We start from the raw sequence: 22306 nt of genomic DNA on the forward strand, positions 1-22306 counted from the left end.
ATTTTTCTACGAACTTATAAAAATAAAACCTAAGATTTAGGTTAAGTGCTAAATCTTAGGTTTTTATTATTTTATTTGAATCAAAAGTCTTACCACACTGCTGCAAACGAGGCTAAATGCTATAAGCCAAAGGCGCTTTTTTATTTTTTCGCAGTCCCTTTCGCTGTCCGTTGAAGCAGATATCCTTGTGCGCACTTTATTTTGCATACAGCCCGTCCCAAACGATACGGCGGTAATTTTCTCTATCCGTATCCCCTTCCGTATTAAAGAAGAGAATCTTGGAATTCTCGTCGAGCTCCAGTGCTTCCTTAAATTCCTTGAGTTCGGGATTCCTCAAAATTTCGCTCACGGCGCCAAAGGCAGCCGCACCGCTTTCACCGGAAATAATTTTCTGATCGTGTCCCATAGGATTACCCAAAATTCTCATTCCCTGGGCCGCCGCATAGTCCGGACAGGAGATGAAGAAATCTGCATAATCCGAAAGCACCTGCCACCCGATACTGCACGGCTCACCGCAGGCAAGACCAGCCATGATGGTGCGCATATGCCCCTTTACCGAATGGAGCTTTCCATCATTTGCCTTTGCGGTACGATAGAGGCAGTCGGCCTGATCAGGCTCCACAATGCCGATGATCGGTTTTTCGTCACCATAAATGGAGGAAAACAGCCCCGTAATGGCACCTGCCAAAGATCCAACACCAGCCTGGATGAAGATATGGGTCGGTTTTTCAGGCAGCTGCTCATACGCTTCAATTCCCATCGTTCCGTATCCCTGCATAATCCAGCGGGGAATTTCTTCATATCCTTCCCAAGCTGTATCCTGAACCATGACCCAGCCATTTTCTTTCGCCTTGCGGTTTGCCAGACGAACGGCATCGTCGTAATTCATGTCTGTAATCGTGGCATCTGCCCCTTCCGCACGAATATTCATGAGGCGTTCCTGTTTAGATCCTTCCGGCATATAGACTACAGCATGCTGATGCAGCTGCCGGGCCGTCCATGCCACGCCTCGTCCGTGATTGCCGTCTGTTGCGGTCACAAAGGTGATATCACCCAGCAGTTTGCGGGTTTCATCGCTCGTCAGTCTGGCATAAGTCGCGTCCTTTATATCGATGCCGAGCCGGTCGGCCAGGTAATGCCCCATTGCATAGCTGCCGCCCAGAACTTTAAAAGCGTTGAGGCCAAAGCGATAGGACTCATCCTTCACATACATGGACGAAATACCCAGTGCACGGGCCGTATCTTTTAAAGAAACAAGCGGCGTTTCCTTGTAAACGGGGAAGGTTCGATGGTATCTGAGGACCTTCTCTTCCACATCTTTGCTGAGAAAATCCAAACTGCATTTTTGGCCTTCATGATTCCTGTGAACCATGTGGAAATCTCTTTTCATAAGTTCATCTCCTCCCATATTTTTCGATACGTCTGGCATACAAAAGCCATGCCAATTTTTATAAATCCATTATTTTTTATCCGACTTCGGATTCTGGAACTTGCTTAAGACAATAAATCTTCCGAATGCTCCCACGTACTTTGTTATATGCTATTTCATTTTTACAAAAATTGCAAAGAGGGAAAACAGCGCCTGCAAACGCCTCATTTTTCTACTTCATTACAAATCTTTTCCTATTTTCCAAATACTCTTTCCGTTGTCAGCAAATAAGAAGCCCTTGCAAAATCCTAGTTAATTCATATGTTATCTGGATAATTAGCAAAATTTATCTTATTTTTACAATTTTCCTCCATTTTTCTCAAATTTACATACTTTTTCTCTTATGCGTGATATAATTTAATCATCATACTAGGGGAGATGGTTAATGATGTCAATAGCCGCAGCTGATTTCCAAAACTATATACAGATCTTAGAAGAAGAACTGATACCTGCTATGGGATGCACTGAACCAATCGCAATCGCCTACGCTGCCGCAAAAGCAAAATCCTACTTGCCAGAAGACGTACAATCTTATGTAGTACGATGTTCAGGCAACATCATCAAGAATGTGAAGGGGGTCACTGTCCCGAATTCCGGTGGGCAAAAAGGGATTCCCGCTGCCGCTGCACTAGGGATTGTCGGCGGTAATCCGGACAGCGTTCTTGAAGTCATTGCCAGGGTAACTGACGCTGACAAAGAAGCGTGTAAAGAGTTAGTTGCAAAAAATGTCTGTGATGTCGAACTTGTGGAAGGGGTCCCCGGGCTTTACATCGACGTGATGCTTAAAGGAAAGGCCCATTCTTCGGAGGTCATTTTATCCGGAACCCATACGAATATTGCCCTGATCAAACAAGATGGGAAAACTCTCTTTGATCAGAAAAACGACGTGTCTGAATCCGGTCAAAAAGGAGACCGTACCAAGATGTCGCTGCACGGCCTCCTGGAGTTTGCCAATACAGTGCCTATCGAAAAAGTCAAAGCCATTCTCGACAAACAGATTGAAATGAATACCGCTATTTCCAACGAAGGTCTGACCCACCCCTGGGGTGCTGAGGTCGGCCGGACAATCAAAGAAATCTATGGAGATACTGTGGAGGCGAGGGCCGTTGCTGCGGCCGCCGCCGGGTCTGACGCGCGCATGAGCGGATGCCCGAAACCGGTTGTCATCAATTCCGGTTCAGGCAACCAGGGCATTACCGTTTCGATGCCGGTTGTAGTGTATGCGAAAGAATGGAAGGCCAGCGCCGAAAAGAGATACCGTGCGCTTCTTGTCAGCAACCTGGTTTCCATCTATATCAAGCATTACATCGGTCCGCTGTCCGCTTTCTGCGGTGCTGTAAGTGCCTCCTGCGGATCCGGGGCCGCCATTACATACCTGGCTGACGGTGATGAAGCAGCTATCGGCAGGACGATTACCAATATGCTGGCTAACGTCAGCGGCATTGTCTGCGATGGTGCAAAACCGAGCTGTGCCGCAAAGATTGCTTCCAGTCTCCAGGCCGCTATCCTCGCCCATAAAATGGCGATGAAAGGCAATGCTTTTAAGGGCGGCGAAGGCCTCGTGGAAGAAAATGTGGAAGATACAATCAAGAACATCGGTTATCTGGGGAAAATCGGCATGAAGGAAACGGATATTGCCGTACTTAACACGATGATCCACAAGATCGACGTTTCTAAAGCTTTGTAAAAATGGGGAGAGAATTGAATATGGAAAAGAAGAAAAAGACGGGTTCAATCAATGCGTTTGTCATTGTTGCAGGCGTCATTTTTGCCTGCTGGGTACTGTCCTTCTTCATTGCACCGGGCGCCTTTGAAAGACAGGTCATGAACGGACGTACTGTAGTCATTGCAAATTCATTCCATCCGGTACCTAAGGTTTATCTCGGGCCGCAGGCGCTGTTCCAGGCGATTCCTAACGGCCTGGTGTCCAGTGCCAGCATGATGTTTCTCGTCATGCTGGTGGCAGGCTGCATCGAAGTCTATAAAAGAACCGGTACCCTGGATAAGGCCATGGCCGGTGTCCTTGCAAAGTCTGACACGCTGGGCTCCGAAAAGATTCTTGTTGCCATTATGATCATTTTCGGATGCCTTGGTGGTTTTCTGGGATGGAACGAACAGATTGTGCCGTTTATCCCGATTGTCATTTCCCTCTGTATTGCCCTGGGATATGATTTGATGACAGGTCTAGCCTGCTCTGCCATGATCGACATGATCAGCTTCTCCTTCTCACCTACGAGCGTGTATACGGTCGGCATCTCGGACGAAATCGCAGAACTGCCGATGTTCTCCGGATTCCTGTTCCGCTTTATCCTGCTGGTCATTGCAAACATCATTATGTACATCTATGTACTGAGATACGCGAGATCCGTAAAAAACGGGAAGCGCGAATCACTCACGGCTGACCTTGATGACAGCAAATTCCATGTGGACTACAGTGAAGCCCTGAGCAATCCGATGAATGGCCGCCAGAAGCTGTCCCTCATCGTTTTCCTGGTTACGTTCGTCGCTTCCATCGCGGGTGTATCCAGTTTCGGCTGGTCCATGAATGACCTGTCCGCCTGCTTTCTCTTCACTGCAGTTGCAGCCGGCGTCATCAATCGTGTCAAGGCCAATGATCTTGTAAACATCATCATTGCCGGTGCCAAAGATGGTCTCACTCCGGCCCTTGTTATCGGCCTGGCCAGAGGTATCCAGTGGATTCTGACTGCATCTGCCATCATCGACCCGATCATCAACGCCATTTCCAAACCGCTGATGGCGATGCCGAAATACGCTACGCCGATTGCCGTCATGGTTGTCATTGCCCTCTTTAACGGACTTATTACGTCCGGTTCCGCAAAAGCAATGGCCCTGATGCCGATTCTGATTCCGCTCGCCGACCTCGTCGGCATGACGCGTCAGACTATGATTCTGGCCTTCCAGTTTGGTGATGGCTTAACAAACTCCGCCTGGTTTACAAGCGGTACCCTGCTGATTTTCCTGACCATCGCCGGCATTCCGCTGAAGAAATGGTGGAAATTCGTCACGCCGCTGCTTCTGATATTAACGGTCGTCTGCGTCATCGCACTGATCGTGGCTACTAAAATTAATTACGGTCCATTCTGATCGTAAGAGGAGGTAATTCCATTGGATGTGAAACAAGAAATTGAAAGTATACAAGATGAACTGGTGGGAATGCGCCGCTATCTGCATGAGCATCCGGAGCAATCGTGGCACGAATATGAAACCCAGGCATACATTATCAAATACCTGGAAAAATTAGGCATTCCCTATGTGAAATCCACGAAATCCGGTGTCATTGCGACCATCAAGGGGCCGCACTCCTCCGATAAAATTCTCGGTATCCGGGCCGATATCGATGCGCTGCCGATCACAGAGCTCGGTTCCTGCGAATACAAATCCCAAAATGAAGGCACCATGCATGCCTGCGGACACGATACTCACATCACGATTTTGCTCGGTACGGCAAAGATGCTGGCAAAGATGAAAGATGAACTCACCATCACGGTGAGACTTATTTTCCAGCCTGCCGAAGAAAAAATCGACGACAGCGGTGCCTACTACATGAAAAACGATCCTCTGGTCAATGAATGTTCCCGCCTGATTGCGCTTCATATCTGGAGCGAGATTCCCATTGGCTGTGCTTCCCTTCGCTACGGGCCGGTCATGAGTGCCGCTGATACCTTTGATGTCTACATTGAAGGCAAGGGCGGCCACGGCGCGCTGCCGCACCAGACCATTGACCCCATCGTGGCGGGTGCTCAGTTCGTCAACGAAGTGCAGACGGTAGTAAGCCGCGAAGTCAGTCCCCTGGAACCGGCCGTAATCAGCGTAACCGCCTTCAATTCCGGCACGACTTCCAACGTCATTCCGGGAACCGCTCACCTTCAGGGCACGACCAGAACCTTCAACGATGACCTGCGGAACGCCTATCCCGGGATTCTCGAAAGAATCGCAAAAGGCGTCGCCGAAACGTCCAGAACGAACATCAAAGTAGATTACCACTTTGGCCCGCCTCCCATGATCAACGATGATGACTGCGTCAAGACCGGACGCGTCGCCTGCGCCAAAGTCTTTGACAAGGACAAAATCATCGATTGGGAACTACAGATGGGCGGCGAAGACTTCGCAAAGTATAAAGTGCCGAAATGCCTGCTGCTCTTAGGCGGCGGCTTCGAGGACAAAAACAGAAGATATCCGCAGCATAGTCCTTACTTCGACATCGATGAAAGAGCCTTGGGATTAGGTGTGAATTACTTTGTTGAGTATGTGCGTGCCTATGAGGATGAACTTAAATAAATAACTAAAACAGGGCTGTGAAGCAATGATTTCGCATTGTTTCACAGCCCTGCGTTTGTAATAGCAAATAATTTAAGCTTGCCTAAACCTATCCCTCTAATTCTCGGAATATTTACGTGTATGTTCCAATAGTAACTGCAAATGTTTTTTCATAGCTTCTGCAGCTTTATCAGCATCTCGTTCTTTGAGTGCGTCGGTTATGGCTACATGATTAGATAATTTTTCCAGATGCATAACATTTGTAATTTTAGTGAATGTCTGATATACGCTGTTTTCCGTAAGAATCAACTTTAAAATTTTATATATCGTACTATTGTGGGAAAGTTCAGCAAGTTTCAAATGATACTGCAGGTCAGCCTCGCTCCCGGTTCCGCCATTACGGACCTTGTATTGCTGTTCAAATGTTAAATATTCTAATTCTTTGAGATCTTCATCAGTAAGATTTTTACAAGCCTCACGAACGGTATAAGTTTCAAGAAGGATACGTACTACCAGAATTTCTTCCAAGGATTTTTTCTGTGTACTGTTTGTAGCACGAATAATTTCATAAGCAATTTTCTTTTTTTCGTTTTTTAGCTCTTCCTGATGCAAGTAATCCTTGCCTGCTTCGGTCAGACATCTTCCCTTATTACTAACACTTGCAATGAGACCCTCATTTTCAGCTTCCTTCATCATCCTTCCAACCGTAGCAGAAGGTACGTTTAAAATATGACTTAAATAAATTGCCCCAACGGGAGAATTCTCCTTACTCATTGTTTCGAGCAATTGACGAATACTTAATTTTTCTTTTTTTCTCAACGAAGCCATTCTCCTCTCACATATACAAAATAATGCATATTTATTATGATGAGACACAACTCATTTTATATAATTTTAACCAAAATCTCAAGAATAGAAAAAGGACTGTGAAGCAATGAAAATCATTTTTCACAGTCCCAACCTTTTGCTTTTTTCAGTAAAGTTCAAGCAAATCAGGGCAAATAAGCATACTTGCCCGCCTTAATAAAATTCTCTTTTTATTGTGTTATTTAATATTACCCGCATTTTCGTATTTCATAATCAGATTACCAAGAAAAAGTGCAGTTATGCCAGCCCCCAGTTTAGACAAAATAACGGGGATAACTACGTCGGGATGAGTTTGTACCACAAATCCCAAATGATCTCCCAGCATTCATGCCCCTGATACAGCAAAGGCCGTATTCAAAACCACATCACGTTTCGGCATACTTCTCATCTGGGTAAAAGTTGCCATACTATTTACAAGGGTCATCATGATGCCGCTTGTTCCTTCTTCAGAAAGGTGGAAAATAGATAAACAAGCTTTTATGCAAGGCCGAAAAAGCTTATAAAGGATGCAGACAAAAGGATAAGCTCCTCCAAGCAGTAAAGCAATACCTCCGATAATGACGGCCGCCTCATCAAATGGGAGCAATCCTGGAAGAATCGACCAGGAAAAGAGTTTTTGTGCAAGGGCGCACACGAGCCCTCCGTAAGTAATCATAAGACTTAACCGCGCTACATATACAAGGCAGGAAGCCATAATATGCGGAAATTTTACCAGGGCGGCGGCGAGAAGTAATACGCAGGCAATCAAGGGTATCATCTGCCGTGTAAGAACCGGTATGGAAAGTCCCATCAGGATTCCCCCGGCAAAAATGCCCACCGGCGAAGCAATGATGCCAGCCAGAAGCCCCTGAATCAAAGGGAAAGATTCCTCTCGATTTTTCCCCATGAGGGCAACAGGGACTGTAAAAGTTAAGGTAGGTCCTAAAACACTCCCTACAATGTAGCCGCTGAAGATACCTAACTGCTGATCATTGGCAATTTGAGCGGCAAGAGGAGCTCCGCCAGAATCAACGGCCAAAAACAGACCCACAATGAAAGAAGGATCTACACCCAGGATATTGGACAAGGGAAGTAAGTGCGGTTTTAAGAAATCGGCAAGTACGGGAGCCAAACAGATATACCCGCCAGCAAGAAGCAGCAGAGGTCCTGCCATATCAAAACCTTTGCGCAGTTCCTCTCCTATACCCCAAGGACTCCCTCGAAAAAGGTCAACAATAGCAAGCATGAATGATATAAGGATACATCCCATCAGACAATGATAGAAAATCATTTCTTCACCTCTTATCCCCTTCAAATACAATAAAGACCTTAGAATCTGCTCTTAAATCACCGTACGAGGTTATATGCTTTTCATAAATTCTTTTAACAGGTGCATCCAGAAAAACACAAAACAACGCATTGAATACAGGCGACACGAATGTTTCTGTTGTTTTCCCCCTTTGGACAAACCTGTCTTTCTAAACTCATCTAAACATAAAAAAAGAGCCGTGAAGAAATGAATCATCATTGCTTCACGGCTCCCTTTTATCATGATATGGCTGACTAATTAGCGATAGCTTTCTTTTAAGATATCAACAATGTCTTCTTTTGTGATTGTGTAATGCTCCCAATCAATTTTAGTGCTGTCAACCGTGATATCAGCAATCTTTTGGAAATCATCTGGAGTAATACCATATTCGGACATTGCCAGACGGCGTACCCCCGTTTCATCCATAAGACGAGTCAATGCCGTAACAAAACCATTCCCAGGGCAGGTAGGATCTTTTTTAACGCCCATCATTTCACCTAATTCATCAAGCAGCTCTGGTCTCAATTTTTTAACTTTATTGTAATAAGCTTCCGCGATAAAAATCAGAGACAAACCATGAGCAACTTTCGGGAAAAGTCCGCCAATTGTCTGCGCAATAATGTGATGAGATGTCGTATTGATAATAGACTGAGTGTAACCGCCTAAAATATCTGCCGCATAGGCCATCCAAGAACGAGCTTCCAAGTTGTTTCCGTCTTTTGCCACTTCAGGGAGCCACTTGTTGATTGTTTTAACAGCTTCCGTAGAGTAAACATCAAGAAGACGATTGCTATGTTCATTAGAAATATAGCATTCCGAAACGTGGAACAAGGCATCAAATCCCTGATAGAGCGTCAGTTTATGAGGAAGCGTCAGCATAAGTTCAGGATCGATGAAGGAAATGGTCGGGAAAATAGCATCCATAGCGAAATCCAATTTTTCTCCCGTATTCTCGTTAGTAATGACAGCGTACGGATCAGTTTCCGTCCCGGTCCCACAGGTCGTGGAGACTGTAACAATAGGTGCTGCACCTTTAACTTCTTTTCTCCCGCCTGAGCCAGTGTTTGCATAGTCCCAAATATCACCGTCATTCTTCAACATGATGGCAGCTGCCTTTGCAGTATCCACACTGCTTCCTCCGCCCAGGCCCAGCGTAAAGTCGCAATTTTCCTTTTTGGCAAGGGTCGTTGCTTCCATAACACCTTTTCTGGTCGGATTCGGCGTAATCTTGTCATAGACCACGTAATCAACATGATTTTCCTTTAGGTACTCCTCAACTTTATCCTGGATACCCAGTTTTTTCATCAAGCCATCTTCCGTCACACAGATCAGAGCTTTTTTACCAGGAAGTTTTGCGGTTGCTAACTCTTTGAGCCGACCTGCGCCAAATACGATTCGTGTCGGAATATAAGTATCTACTTTTACCATTCTAGTCATCCTTTCAAACTGAACAATTACTCTTCGGGAAGAAAATGTCTTTCCGTCTTTTTAAGAATCTCACGGGCCGTCTTCGTTTTGCCAAGACCGCCGAAAGTGCAGCGTAATTCCAAGGGAAGCGAGAGACCGATTTCCAGGATAGCTTTAATGGTCTCATCCAGAGGAATTACCTTGTCATATCCTGCAAGAATCATATTTGCACTTGCAATGGCATTAGTGCCGGCCATGATATTCTTTCCAAGGCAGGGAACTTCTACACGGTTGCCCACAGGATCGCAGGCAAGACCGGTAATATTCTGCAGCGCTACAGAAGCAGCGTCGAGGCATTCCTGAATACTGCCTCCCATGATAGCTGCGATTGCATCAGCAGTCATTCCCGAAGCGGCTCCACATTCCACCTGACAACCCGCAACTTCTGCTGAGAACGTTGCCTGTTCAGCGAAGAATACCCCAACGAGCCCTGCCACAAAGAGTCCTTCAATCAATTGCTGACGAGACCATCCCAGCATCTTAGCCATGCCAAGAAGTGTGCCGGGAAGGCAGCCGCAGGAACCACAAGTAGGCGCAGCCACGATAACTCCCATGGAGCTCTTGCACTCCATTACAGCTGTAATCTGCGCAATAACTGCATTCACAAGAGGATCGGGAACCAATCTCTTTTTCTCTTCTTCAATCTTGGAACATTGAACCCCTAGGATACGGTCACGATACTGAGTTCCCCTAAGCCCTGTATCGACTGCTTTTTCCATGATGGAAAGAATTTCATCCATCTGCTTGATTACTTCATTCTCGGACTTACCACCGCGACGCATCTCGTACAGAGTAGCATATTTCCAGGCATCCATGGGTTCATGTCGTTTGGAATAATTAATCAACTGTTCCGCACTCGAAAAAGGTACATTGCTCTCTTTACTCGAAAGTGTCGGCAGCACAGGATCCAGAGTAAAACAATCCGTAACACCCGTCATCCCAGAAATTTTCTTTACAAGTTCAGGGGAAAGAGGATGTGCAAACTTCCAATTAACGATGGCTTTCTTCCCATTTTCATCAGGTAAACGAAATTCATAGGGAGGAAGGATACGGTCTGCAGCGCTCTGGAAAGCAGAAAGTGCCTTCTGAGAAAGGTCAAAATAGACAAGGAGTTCATAGAAATCGCCCTGAATTTGAACCTTAAAGCCATCCAGCTTTTGCATCTCTACCATTCCACCGCCAATGGAAATAGCTTCCCAATTGCGTTTCTTACCGTTTTTTCCTTCAGCAGAAACCCTGTAGTTACCAGGATGAACAGCACCATAATCGAGGATACGATATTCTACATCGATATTCTTTTCCTTTAGCAGTTCTTCATAGCGGTCTACTTCAGGGCTTGCCAGTGGAATATCAAGCAAGCCACATGCAAAACCCATATCGCTGCCATGACCGGTGTGAGATGCTGCAAGAGATCCGTTGACATCAAAATCACATACAACTTTTTTAACATCATTTCCCAAAGATTGCCGAATAAGAGCTGCAATTCTCGCAGCTCCGGCAACATGAGAACTGGAAGGGCCGCGCATAACAGGACCAAGTACGTCATTAAAGATGCTGCAAGGCAATTTTTCCATTTTAATCTAACTCCTCTCAGCGGAACTCAATAGAAGAAGCCAGTTTTTCGACATAAGCAATTTCATTATTCGTAAGTTCGAGACGATGTCTTCTCACATATCCTGATTCCAGACCGCAGTAGTGTTTTACGATATATTTATTAACCTGTACGGGTTTTGGGAATGTTTCCAGAAGTTCAAGGAGCGGCAAGATTCTCCGATAGATATCCCTGGCTTTGGCGTAATCTTTTTCCTTACATACAGCATCGAAAATAGCTACGCAGTCTTGCGGTGCAAAGTTGGCTCCCATGCTAATCCATCCGCAGGCGCCGGAAGCAAAGCTTTCAAAAGCAAGAGTATCACATCCGCAGAACACACTTGTCGTCTCCGGAGCTTCGTTGACGACTTCCGTGAGCCTTTGAATTTCACCGGTAGATTCCTTAACAATGGCAGCTCTGGGGATAGATAGGAGTTTTCTATACGTTGCAGGTTCGATGTTAACCCCCGCTGATCCAGGATTGTTATAAACCACAAACGGAATATTCGTGTGATCACTCAGATACTGGTAGAAGGCAACAATTTCATCTTGTGCAGGATGACAATAAAACGGGGACAATGCCATACACGCATCAGCACCATACTTGGCGTCATGATTCATTAGATCTACAACATCGTCCGGACGTTCACGTGAAACACCCACAATCACCGGGACCCGATGATTGACATAAGGAACAATGGTTTCAACATATTCCTTGTGTTCTTCGTCAGTAATGCTCTGATATTCTCCCGTTGCACCTAAAATACAAAGTCCATGCACACCCTTTTCAATCAGCCAATCAATATGTTTTTTTGCCGAATCAAAATCGAATCGTCCATCTTTAAAAAACGGAGTCACAACAACCGCATATACGCCAACAAATTTTGAATTCATCTACAAGCCTCCATTCACTAATCTATTTTGATTCGTGTTTAATCTATTTGTAATTTACCATTTCATTAATGTTTTGTCAAATAAATATTTCGTCATGATTTCGAGGCAGCTTACTTTTCTATTTAAAGATTGATTTGTCACGATAATTGCTAATATTTAAAAGTTACTTGACTTTTGAAAATTTTCGTAATACTATTTTATTAGATAATCATTAATGATTTGTGTTTAATCATTTTTGTTGTTTAATCTCTTCGTTCTAAAAAAGGAAGGTGTCAAATGAGCACTCAGGAGAAGACTCAATCAAGGAATCTTATTGTCCCGGCCATAGACCGCGGTACGTTCGTTTGTTTAGCTGTATTAGTTATATTTTTTGCTATCCTTGGGTCAATCATGGGGATCAGCAATATGTTTTCCACCATGTTCAACACTGCATGGGATTTGATGATTAATACAATTTGGTATCTGACAGGTATTCTGGTTCTTACGGGAGGATTAGTCAGTCTGATGTCGGAATTCGGTGTTATTGCTTTATTGAACCGAATTCTTTCTCCTCTTATGAAACCCTTGTACAATCTCCCTGGCGCAGTTGCTTTGGGAATTGTCACTTGTTACATGGGAGACAGCCCTGCTATCGTTTCTCTTGGCCGTGATAAAGGTTTCATAAAATATTTCACATATGCACAAAGAGCATTGCTTTCCAATTTAGGTGCTACATTTGCAATGGGCTTGACTGTAACGACATTCATGCTCGGGCTTTCTGCTGACATTCACTTCGGCGTGGCCGTACTGATAGGCAATATTGCTGCAATTTGTGCCTCAATCATCAGCGTTCGCTTGATGGCAATATACTCATACAAATACTATGGGGACAAAGCAAATGAAATGGTGGATGAAGGCGAAGAACAGCAAGAGTCCTACGATATTATGACTGAACGAAAAATTCGTGAAGGAGGAATTTTCAGTCGAGTCATGGGTTCTCTGCTGGATGGCGGTAAATCTGGCGTAGATATCGGTCTGTCCATCATTCCTGGCAACGTTATCATTTGCACGCTGGTTATGATGCTCACGAGAGGTCCATCCGCTTCAGGAGCCTACACCGGAAAAGCAATGCAGGGAATTGCACTTCTTCCTGCAATTGCCGAAAAGCTTAGTTTTATTCTTGATCCGCTTTTTGGTTTCTCTTCACCTGAAGCAATTGCATTCCCTTGCACTGCAGTAGGATCCGTTGGAGCATCGTTGGGTCTGGTAACAGACTTTTTGGCGGCCAATCTGATTGGCCCGAATGACATTGCCGTGTTTACCGCTATGGGCATGACCTTTAGTGGATACTTATCTGTTCATGTTGCAATGATGGATTCTCTTGGATGCCGTGACCTTGCTGGCAAAGCAGTTTTAACGCATACAGTCGCCGGCCTTTGTGCTGGAATTATTGCGCACTGGTTGTATATCTTTGCTTCGACTATGTTATAATTACAACCCCCTTCTTGTGTTTAACCCATACATTTAGAATTAAATAACGACAAAAAAGACTCGAGGTGATTTCAATCACTTCGAGTCTTTTTTGCGACAGAGTACTTATTGTCTTGCAACAGAGTACTTATTGTCTAATTCTACGCATGGATTGGGTACACAAAATAGATGTAAATCATAGAGATGATCATGGTAATGATACAAATAGGAATACCTGGCTTCAGAAAATCAATGAACCGATAACCGCCAGGTTCTACGGCCATCGTGGTCGGTGTCATGGAAATCGGCGTAGCCACGGCGATGGTTGCAGCCATACGCAGCGTCATCAGCACTGCTTTGGGGTTCATATTCATCGAAGCAGCAACGGCCAGTGCCACCGGCGTAAACATGATTACGGTCGCAGAGTTAGACATGACGTTCGTCAGCGGTACGATAACTGCATAGATAAGAAGAATGACGATGAGGGAGCTGTCGGTTCCACCCAGCAGAGACTGCATGAAAGCTACGATATACTTAGATGCTCCTGAAGTCACCATGGCCTTGGATACAGGAACCATGCAGGCATACATCAATACGGCTGTCATCGGGATGGCGCGGAAGGCTTCCTTATCCGTCAAAAGTCCGGTAGCAACAATCACGAAAGTCGCAATCAAAGCTGTCATACCTACAGAAATACCGATTTGTTTTTCAAAGCACATGCCTAAAATGGTAGCTATAAAGATGACGAAAGAAAGCTTGCGTTTCCAGGCGGGAATCTTTGAATAATCCGGCGTTTCGGCATAAGAAGGATCCAGCTTATTAAAGGATTCTTCCGGCATCAAGTTAAAACCTACCGTGGCAAGGAAAATAGCTGACACAAATGTCAAGATCAGGCACAAAGGCGCCAGTTCAAAAAAGTCCATCGTATATTGAGGGCCCAGACCTTCCAGAATACCTTTCAGATACAAAGTGGAGTTAGAGCCTACCGTAGTCATACCGCCGCCATAGCAAATCCCGACGGCAATCGGGTACATCAGTTTGCATCTGCGGAATCCCGTGGTAAGACAAATGCCGAGGGTCAGTGCCATGATTAAAGCGGCACAGCCATTGTTGGACAGGAATCCGGAAAGGATACCGGAACCCATAACCAGCCAGAATACGAGGATACGCTCAGATTTGGCTACTTTCTTCAAAAAGATACCGACCTGAGCAGCAGCGCCGGTACGGAACATGGCTTCCCCCACAATGGCCAACCCTGCAATGATCATGACGTTCTGGCTGGAGAAATCTTTCAGCGCCGTTTTCGCATCAATGATTCCGCCCAGATATAAGGCCAGATCTACGAACAAAGCCGTAGCGCCCAAAGGAATACATCCTGAAATAAAGCAAAAGAGAGCAGCACAAAGAACCAATGCCACAAATAAAGCAGGATCCATAATGCTCGCTATTAACATAATATAACCTCCCTCATCTTCTAAATTCGTTTTATGCTATACTTAAAAAAACACGTAAGGTGGTGATATTTTATGGATGAATTTGACTTAAGAATGCTTCATTACCTGAAAGCAACAAAAAATATTACCAAAACAGCCCAGATCATGTACCTGACACAGTCCGCCCTGTCCAGACGTATTGCTTCCCTGGAAAAAGAATTAGATATCCAATTATTGATTCGGACGAAACAAGGCGTACGTTTTACCCCGGAAGGTGAAATCATCTATCAATACAGTAAAAATGCTGAATCCGTGCTGCAATCCATGCGGGATAAAATTATTGCATACAGAGGCAGTGTATCCGGTACGCTTCAGCTGGGTGTCACATCAAACTTCGCCGTTTTTCAGCTCACGCGATTGTTCGTCCCCTTTTCCAAAAAGTATCCGTATATCACTACGAACATCATCACCGACCGGAGCGCCAACATTGTGAGGCGCCTCAGCGACGGGGAACTGGACGTAGGTATCGTCCGGGGAGAACACGACTGGTCCGGCCAGTCCCTTCAATTACAGACAGAAAACGTTTTTCTCATTCAGCCGCCCGGTACCGAACATGAAGAACTCGCAAAGATGCCTTACATCGGCAGACTGACGACGCAGCTCTCCAATCAGAAAATCTCCAGATGGCTCCATGCGCATCACATAGAAGTCCATGAACCGCATATAAACGTAGAAAACATCATGACTTCCGTTTCCATGGTCGAGGCCGGTTTAGGCTGGACGATTGTACCCGAAATCGCTTTAAGTCAGTTCAAAGGAATAAAAAGAGTCTTAACCGATCAGGACAACAAGCCTCTGCTGCATGTTACCAGCCTGATTTATCAGGAAAGAACAGTGAGAGATCTTCCCCAGGCAGAAGCCTTTGTGAATTCTGTGATGGATTATTACCATCTGCCAAAAGAGGCAATTTCCAGATAAGCTCAGTTTCGGAATTCCGGAATAATGCTGACAGCCCTTGGAAGGACGATGACCTGCTCAGGCTGCGACCTTTCAAGGACTTGATTGACAGCATCCTGCAGACTGCCTGCCCAGTCCAATTTAATGCTCCGCACTTCGTCCTTCTTTAACTTATCGGAGACGATGATTACCCTGCCTTTTTTCAGCGCTCTGGCGTACTCGAAAGCCTTTTGGGTTCCCGCACTGAATCCCTCTCTCTTGAAACGTTCAATGACTTCATCGGGAGTGCGGGCTGTTCTGAGCCACTCCTGGAAATTATCGGGGCCGATGCCATCTTCTGCCTGAGCGACTAAGATGAAAGTCACGTCTTTATCTTTATCAGCGAACATTTCCGCCGTCGCCAGGGCCTTCTGGCTCTGGTATAGGTTACAGTCCCGCGGGCTCCCGCCTGGAGAGGTAATGATACAGTCCGCTCTTTTATCGCAAAGCACCGTATTGTGTTCCCGGCAGATTTTGACACCCGCCTGATGGGCAAGATCCATATCACCCGCGACAACTGCTACAATTTGCTTATGAGGATCCTGCACCGCATTGACGATGAAGGCGACATGCGCAAACCGGGCGGCGTGGAGTGCCGCGAGGTGGAAAGGATTCGTTTCGTACCACCCCATGGCAGGTTCAAAAGGACGGATAGGCAGCGAATGGTGGATTTTTAATGTTTCCATTCCTGCGATGCCCGGTACGATACTCTTTCTGCCCCCGGAAAAACCAGCGGCTTTATGAGGAGCAATGAGGCCGGTAGTGATAACGCAGTCCGACTCTACAGCACGCTTATCGATATAAACCGGCATGTTGTCCGAGGAAACGCCGACTTTCACATTGTCCTTATAGCAGTCATGTATATAAACAGGCAGCGTCTCCGCTAGTTCCTTGCCAAGTATCGTTTCCAATTCTTCGTGAGTAGGCGCACGGTGGCTGCCTGTGGCAATGAGGATAGATACCTGCTCATTACTGACACCGGCCTTGTGAAGCCGTTTTAATATACCTTCCAAAATCTGGCGGTTAGGCCCTGGTCTCGTTTGGTCGTTAACGATAATCAGGACTTTTTTTCTGCCCTGCGCAATTTCTTCCAGCTTCCTGCTTCCCACAGGATGTTCCAAAGCTTCTTCAATTATGCTTTCAACTTTCACGTCGACGGTCTTGCAAGGAGGATCGACAACTTCTACTTTTACCGCATCCGGCAAATCAGCTTCCTGGTATGTTTTTCCGTAAGGCACTTTGATTTTAGTCACAATGTTCACCTTCTTATAACGGGGGCAGATGCTTCATCTGGTCAATATGCTGAAGAACTTCAATAAGTTCTTCACTCTTTTCATACCCTGCATTTCTTAATGCACCTTTTGCTTTATCTTTCATCTGTGCAGACGACATCGGATTAGCTACGCTCCCGGAAGCATCCTTCACGACATGCTCCAGCGTTTTGCCCGTTTTTAATGTAATTTTGACCCGGCAGCCCCAGTGGTTCGGATATTCCTGCGTAAACTCATCGGCAGGGTGGACTTTTATTTTCTGAACCAGATTCCTGATTTCAGGATCACGCAGCGCAGAAGGCGTCAGCTCTTCCAGCGTCATCCTGCCGCGCAAAATAGCGCAGGCCACGGTATAGGGAATGGAAAATTTTGCATTCACAGGCGTCTTTGGATTCAAACTCCCTTCTGCACATCCACATTGCTTGTAGCCCACCAGGTAGGTGCCTACATCAACGTGCTCAATTTCATCCGAATTGACCTTGTTGTGCTGACAAATGTAGCTGGCCGCATCTATGGAACCATGCGTACTCCGGCAGGAAGGATAGGGTTTCGTATCCACTTCGGTGATTTCCCAATGATTTCCCAGTCCGGCAGTCACTTTGTCCGGCTCCGGAGAAGAAGTCATGCAGTGGAACAAACCGCCATCCTCTGCGGTCAGTATGTGTTCAGGTCCGCTCATCCCCGCTTTGGCAAGGAAAGCGGCTTCCATACCGGACTGGGCGGCGCGGGCAGGATTCAGTACCTTGCTGCTCGCCCCGTCACCCAGAAAAGCCCACGTACCAAATGACTGACTCCCAGCAAGTCCAAGCGCTGATATCAATTGTTCTCTATTTAACTTCAGAAGCTTTCCGGCAACCGCAGCCGCACCAAAAGTCCCAGCCGTCGCTGTCACGTGCCACCCCAGGTTACGGTGCGAGGAAACACCGAATCCCATACCGATCCGGCTCATCGTCTCGTAACCACTAAGTACCGCTTCCAGAAATTCCCTCCCTGAAGCTCCCACATATTCAGCGACACCCCAGGCCGCCGGTATCACAACGGTACCAATATGTGTTTTGCTTTTCGTATGAACATCATCCATTTCAAGCGTGTGGGCTTTCATGGCATTTAAAAATACAGCCGTGCTCAAATCGCTTTTATAGTCCCTGCCCCAGACAGATACATTGTTTTTAGTTGTCTTCTGCAGATACATATCAGTGACCTGAACGATCTGCTTTTCGCGGGACGCTCCGATGGCAACGCTCAGCGTATCCAAAATACGTGCGATAGCCGCTCGTTTGACCGCTTCCGGCACGTCGTTAAAATTAACAGAGCTGATGAAGTCTGTTAATTCTGATATCTCGCTCACGATGTAACTCCTTTCTCCTCTCTCATTAGAATCCCCGACATATCCGCGCTTTAATTTGCAAATTTAAGCATCTTTATTGTAGCTTGAGATTATTTATGAGTAAAATTCATATAAATCATTATTTTTCATGAGTTTTTATCATGATAATATTTATGTTACTTAAAAATTTGATATATAAATATATGAAAAGCAGATTGTATCAGTAAATGACACGCTAAAAAATAAACATGGCCTTTCTCTCAAAAGTTAGGAAGGCCATGCTTATTTCTAGAATAGCATTATTTTATAATCTTCTCTTCGTGCACAAATTTCCAAAGCCAATGCATTTTACTTTTTAACAAATTTTATTAGTCTAATAATTTTACCTGGAAAAAATAGAAAATATGATACAATAATAGAAAATTATTGTTATTTTTATTAAGTGGATGGAAGGATTCAAATGCAGCTTACTCATGTGTGTGAATGGAATCAGCAATTAAAAAAGTGGCAAAGAATTTCAATTGAAGATGCTGCTTCAAAATATCCTTACGGGGTCTCTGCTAAGAATCATTTGTTTATTTGTGAACTATGTCACCAGAGCGTCACGCTAACCAAAGGTAGTGAATATCGTATTCCATATTTCAGGCACACTCGAAACAAAGATGATCAATCATGTCCAGAAAAGTCCTTTAACAACCAATCAGCGAGTAATGAGCTCTTAAATCCTCCCTCATTGCTCCTTCCTTTAAAAATAAAATTTGAAGGAAGGAAATTTTCTCATTTTGAAATAGGAATTCCCGCCCATTTAACAGATTTTGTTGAAACATCGTTGACTATTAAGTCCGATTCTGATTCATACGTATATAAAAAAGAACGTCTTTTTGAAGAAGGAATCACATACCTGGATGTTGGTCATTTCATTTCAGATAAATATTTGATTGGCATTCCCAAAGAAAATATGGAAGCCAAAAGTAAATTTGATGTAGTGATTACTGGAATCGATGGCAAAGGTACCCTGTTCTCAAAGAAAGATGGAAAAAAAATTCCAGTCGATGGAAATGTATTAATCAATCAGACTTATTACCTATTAGTGCAGGATAAAGGAATCCATAGTAGTTGTGATATCAAGTGGAGTCAAATAGAATCTATCACCCAAGAGCATCATATTTGGAACATCTACACTGTTGAAGCTACTTATTATTCTGAAAAAGCTGCCCGATTTTTTTCAAATTATGGGTTTCAACTTTCTGATTCACTGTCAGAAATGATTCCTTTGTGGCCCTGCGTACCGCTATTTCCATACGGATTTTACTATACACATCCATATCAATACTTTTATTTGTCTGGCGATTATCTATCTTTTTCAGCATATCCGAATGGTAATTCTACTTCCATCGAATCCATGACAATTTCAAAAAGTGAGAGCCTGGTCAAATTGAACAAGCTTACATTATCACAAATTGTAGTGACTGGAAGATATCGAGTCCTTAGGTACCTATATCCGCAATATTTGTACTCACAAAAAACTTTAAAAGATACTATAGCAGAAGAAGAAATAGCTTTCATTGTCAAAGACGAAGCCGGCAAAGAAATCAAGGAAGGTATTTACCAGTCAGTTCCAAGCCATCTAAAATTAAAATTTACATGTCGAGTCGATGGCTTTATGGAAGTATTAGACTTTCACGGCAACATTCTCTTCAAGATGTCACTCAAATCTTCAGATAGTGATGTTTTCATCGATGTAGGAAAGTACCTCCAATTTAATCGGGAAATACAAATTTTTGAAGGACTTGACTGCGTATGGAAAATTAAATTTGCAAGAACTAATGAAAATCATCAAGAGATAGATGATTGGTTGTATGATAAATTGAGGGCAACCAGCAGCTCTTACATAGACGTAAACTACATCGTAATGCGACTTTTACACAAATATAGGAACATGCCAAAGACACATAAGTGGATTTTGAAGCAGATCAGGACAGGTAAGATATCAAAGAAAGCCTTCGATATATTAAAAGTCCAAAAATACTCAGGTTAGGAGTGTCATGATGTCTGATACTGATTTTAAAAGTAATGAAACGATTGTTTCCATAGGGACCACAGGAGAATTTTTGAGAGATGATACCACAAATAAATGCCATTTTTACCGTCTTGCCGATATTGAAAACAATACAATCAAATTACCTCCCGATGACTTGTCTTTAAATGAGATTCAAGAATGGAAATTCAGAAAGAGGATCTTTACAGATCCAAACGATAAACATTCCAATCCCGATGGACATTTGGGAGTATGGAAATGGAGCGTAGATGAGTATGGACGAGTTAGGTCATACTACGATGAAGGAATTCACCTCAATGAAATCATTATTTTAAAAAATGTCAATTCTATTCAGGAACTTACGAAGCAGTTATGTAATGGTATTTCTTATTCGAAATACAACGATATAACAAAAATTGTTTGCTTTAATTCATACGATGGTAAGTATGAGGGTGTCGTTTGTACATCTAATGATTATTCCATTAAAACAGGAAAGTTAATACTGAATGACGATATTTATACACTGCCCTATTATTCCTTTTTATCAGATGCCATCATCCAGGTTGGATCAGAAAAATTCAACAATGATTATTTATTCTACAGATATATAGAAGATATTGTTTCAAGACAGTATATTCCTACAAGAGAATTGCAGGAATTCATCAAGATGCAGCTAATTGAGATGTGTTCCAACAAACGCATTATTGCAGGGGAGCTAACAAGAAAAGAAGGGCAAAAGCTAAGAGAGTACATTAAACGAATTCCTAAAGCAAGCTTATATGAAAAAATTAAATCAATATATCGAATCGAAGAAGATAAAGCTATAGACGCTGTTGATGAAATTCTAGCATCATTAAATTCACAACTAATAATTCCAACTCCGGATACTGAGTTGGTAGACGAAATTATTGAAACCCATGACGTACTGAGAAATAGCATTGAAAAAAGAATCAAAGAAAAATATCAAGCAAAATTCACACAAGAGGAACAAAATCTAAACGAACTCTCAGAAAAGGCTAATGCGATATCATCTCAAATCAAAGATCTTGAAAAAAGGAAACAAGATTTGGAAGCCTCTATTTCTGAGGATGAGAAGAAGCAATCAGAACAAGAAAACAAAATGTCCCAAGATAGTGCAACAAAGTTCTTACCTGCTGAAAGTGCATACCTTTCAACCTTTGAATCTAAATCTAAATTGGCGGGAGAAAATAAAACGTGGGATGATGAAGTCCTTCAATTTGCTTCCATGCTTGAAAAAATAGGATTTTGTGATGCCTATTCAGAACCCTTTGCAGCGCTCATTTACAATGCTGTTTTTAATGTGCAGAAACCGATACTTTTGATAGGTCCTAGAGCTGAGTGTATTGCGGAAGCTTTTTCAAATATTGTCTTTACAAAGCCATCCTATTATTTTCCTATACGGCAAGATTTTTTGAACAAGATGAATTCCATTGTATCTTCCTATGAAGGTGTATTTAATATCAGTGGTCTTTTTGAATCTAACATTGCAGCACATATTGATCAGTTACAATGTGACTTGAAACATGTAATCTTTTTAACTCACCCATTTATTGAAGACCTGACCTTACTTCCAAAAAGCATTAATAATTACGTAATCACCTTATATACAGAACCTTTTATCAAATCATGGGAAACTGACATTACTTATGAACGTTTTACAAGAAATAAAAATTTCGAGCCTTTCGAATTTGAGTCCTCTGAGCAATTCTCAGCAAAGGAATATATTCTTCAAAATAATTCAGGCGTGAATTACTTATTCACTGACGCTTTAAGCAAACTCGTAAAGGGAATCTGTAAAATGCGCTACGATTCTAATTTATTATCGATGCTTATGCTAGGGTTATATCTTCCATACTTTTACATGATTGGAAAATCTCAAGACTTGATTGAAATTATAAATCAGTCAGGAAAAGTATCTAGGGAAACAAAAGAATATATTCAAGGTTTTATAGGTTGAC

General features: G+C 43.7%; 15 protein-coding genes and 1 pseudogene. 7 read left to right on the forward strand and 9 right to left on the reverse strand.

The features are described 5' to 3' along the window. Positions 1-196: 196 nt before the first annotated feature. Complete coding sequence (gene dpaL, locus LKE33_01350) at positions 197-1390, reverse strand: diaminopropionate ammonia-lyase (GenBank protein MCH3949572.1); 1194 nt, start codon at positions 1388-1390, stop codon at positions 197-199. Between the two features lie 424 nt (positions 1391-1814). Here dpaL and LKE33_01355 point away from each other — a divergent pair, with 424 nt between their 5' ends. The 3 genes from LKE33_01355 to LKE33_01365 are packed head-to-tail and all read left to right on the forward strand — an operon-like array spanning position 1815 to position 5728. Continuing rightward, a complete protein-coding gene (locus LKE33_01355; protein MCH3949573.1) occupies positions 1815-3116 on the forward strand; it encodes an L-serine ammonia-lyase, iron-sulfur-dependent, subunit alpha in 1302 nt (433 codons plus the stop codon). A gap of 20 nt (positions 3117-3136) precedes the next feature. Next, positions 3137-4534, forward strand: coding sequence for a hypothetical protein (locus LKE33_01360; GenBank protein MCH3949574.1), 1398 nt, complete (start codon positions 3137-3139; stop codon positions 4532-4534). A gap of 27 nt (positions 4535-4561) precedes the next feature. Next, complete coding sequence (locus tag LKE33_01365) at positions 4562-5728, forward strand: amidohydrolase (GenBank protein ID MCH3949575.1); 1167 nt, start codon at positions 4562-4564, stop codon at positions 5726-5728. Positions 5729-5824: 96 nt separating this feature from the next. On the opposite strand, the gene LKE33_01370 is transcribed toward LKE33_01365, so the two are convergent. The 5 genes and pseudogenes from LKE33_01370 to LKE33_01390 form a co-directional block, all read right to left on the reverse strand. Then, positions 5825-6526, reverse strand: a complete 702-nt coding sequence (locus LKE33_01370) for an FCD domain-containing protein (protein ID MCH3949576.1) — start codon at positions 6524-6526, stop codon at positions 5825-5827. A gap of 226 nt (positions 6527-6752) precedes the next feature. Next, positions 6753-7799, reverse strand: a pseudogene (locus LKE33_01375) (ethanolamine utilization protein EutH). A 321-nt stretch (positions 7800-8120) separates the two neighbouring features. After that, positions 8121-9290, reverse strand: coding sequence for an iron-containing alcohol dehydrogenase (locus LKE33_01380; GenBank protein ID MCH3949577.1), 1170 nt, complete (start codon positions 9288-9290; stop codon positions 8121-8123). A 26-nt stretch (positions 9291-9316) separates the two neighbouring features. Beyond that, positions 9317-10903 (reverse strand): L-serine ammonia-lyase, iron-sulfur-dependent, subunit alpha, encoded by a 1587-nt coding sequence (locus tag LKE33_01385; GenBank protein ID MCH3949578.1) that lies wholly within the window; start codon positions 10901-10903, stop codon positions 9317-9319. Positions 10904-10919: 16 nt separating this feature from the next. Continuing rightward, positions 10920-11813 (reverse strand): dihydrodipicolinate synthase family protein, encoded by an 894-nt coding sequence (locus LKE33_01390; protein MCH3949579.1) that lies wholly within the window; start codon positions 11811-11813, stop codon positions 10920-10922. A 276-nt stretch (positions 11814-12089) separates the two neighbouring features. Here LKE33_01390 and LKE33_01395 point away from each other — a divergent pair, with 276 nt between their 5' ends. After that, on the forward strand, positions 12090-13283 hold the full coding sequence (locus LKE33_01395) for a hypothetical protein (GenBank protein ID MCH3949580.1): 1194 nt from the start codon (positions 12090-12092) through the stop codon (positions 13281-13283). Positions 13284-13423: 140 nt separating this feature from the next. Here the strand turns inward: LKE33_01395 and LKE33_01400 are convergent, their stop codons facing one another. Further along, a complete protein-coding gene (locus LKE33_01400; protein MCH3949581.1) occupies positions 13424-14716 on the reverse strand; it encodes an anion permease in 1293 nt (430 codons plus the stop codon). 72 nt (positions 14717-14788) lie between these two features. On the opposite strand from LKE33_01400, the gene LKE33_01405 reads away from it, so the two are divergent. Next, complete coding sequence (locus tag LKE33_01405; protein MCH3949582.1) at positions 14789-15673, forward strand: LysR family transcriptional regulator; 885 nt, start codon at positions 14789-14791, stop codon at positions 15671-15673. A 2-nt stretch (positions 15674-15675) separates the two neighbouring features. Here the strand turns inward: LKE33_01405 and larA are convergent, their stop codons facing one another. After that, a complete protein-coding gene (larA, locus tag LKE33_01410) occupies positions 15676-16944 on the reverse strand; it encodes a nickel-dependent lactate racemase (protein ID MCH3949583.1) in 1269 nt (422 codons plus the stop codon). A 13-nt stretch (positions 16945-16957) separates the two neighbouring features. Then, positions 16958-18310: an MmgE/PrpD family protein gene (locus LKE33_01415; protein MCH3949584.1), complete on the reverse strand. Its 1353-nt coding sequence runs from the start codon at positions 18308-18310 to the stop codon at positions 16958-16960. Positions 18311-18749: 439 nt separating this feature from the next. Here LKE33_01415 and LKE33_01420 point away from each other — a divergent pair, with 439 nt between their 5' ends. Both LKE33_01420 and LKE33_01425 read left to right on the forward strand, forming a co-directional pair. Continuing rightward, positions 18750-20327: a hypothetical protein gene (locus LKE33_01420; protein MCH3949585.1), complete on the forward strand. Its 1578-nt coding sequence runs from the start codon at positions 18750-18752 to the stop codon at positions 20325-20327. A 10-nt stretch (positions 20328-20337) separates the two neighbouring features. Then, entirely contained in the window at positions 20338-22305 is a 1968-nt protein-coding gene (locus LKE33_01425) for a hypothetical protein (protein MCH3949586.1), read from the forward strand. Position 22306 lies beyond the last annotated feature (1 nt).

The organism is Acidaminococcus sp., assembly GCA_022482815.1.
Taxonomy (GTDB): domain Bacteria; phylum Bacillota; class Negativicutes; order Acidaminococcales; family Acidaminococcaceae; genus Acidaminococcus.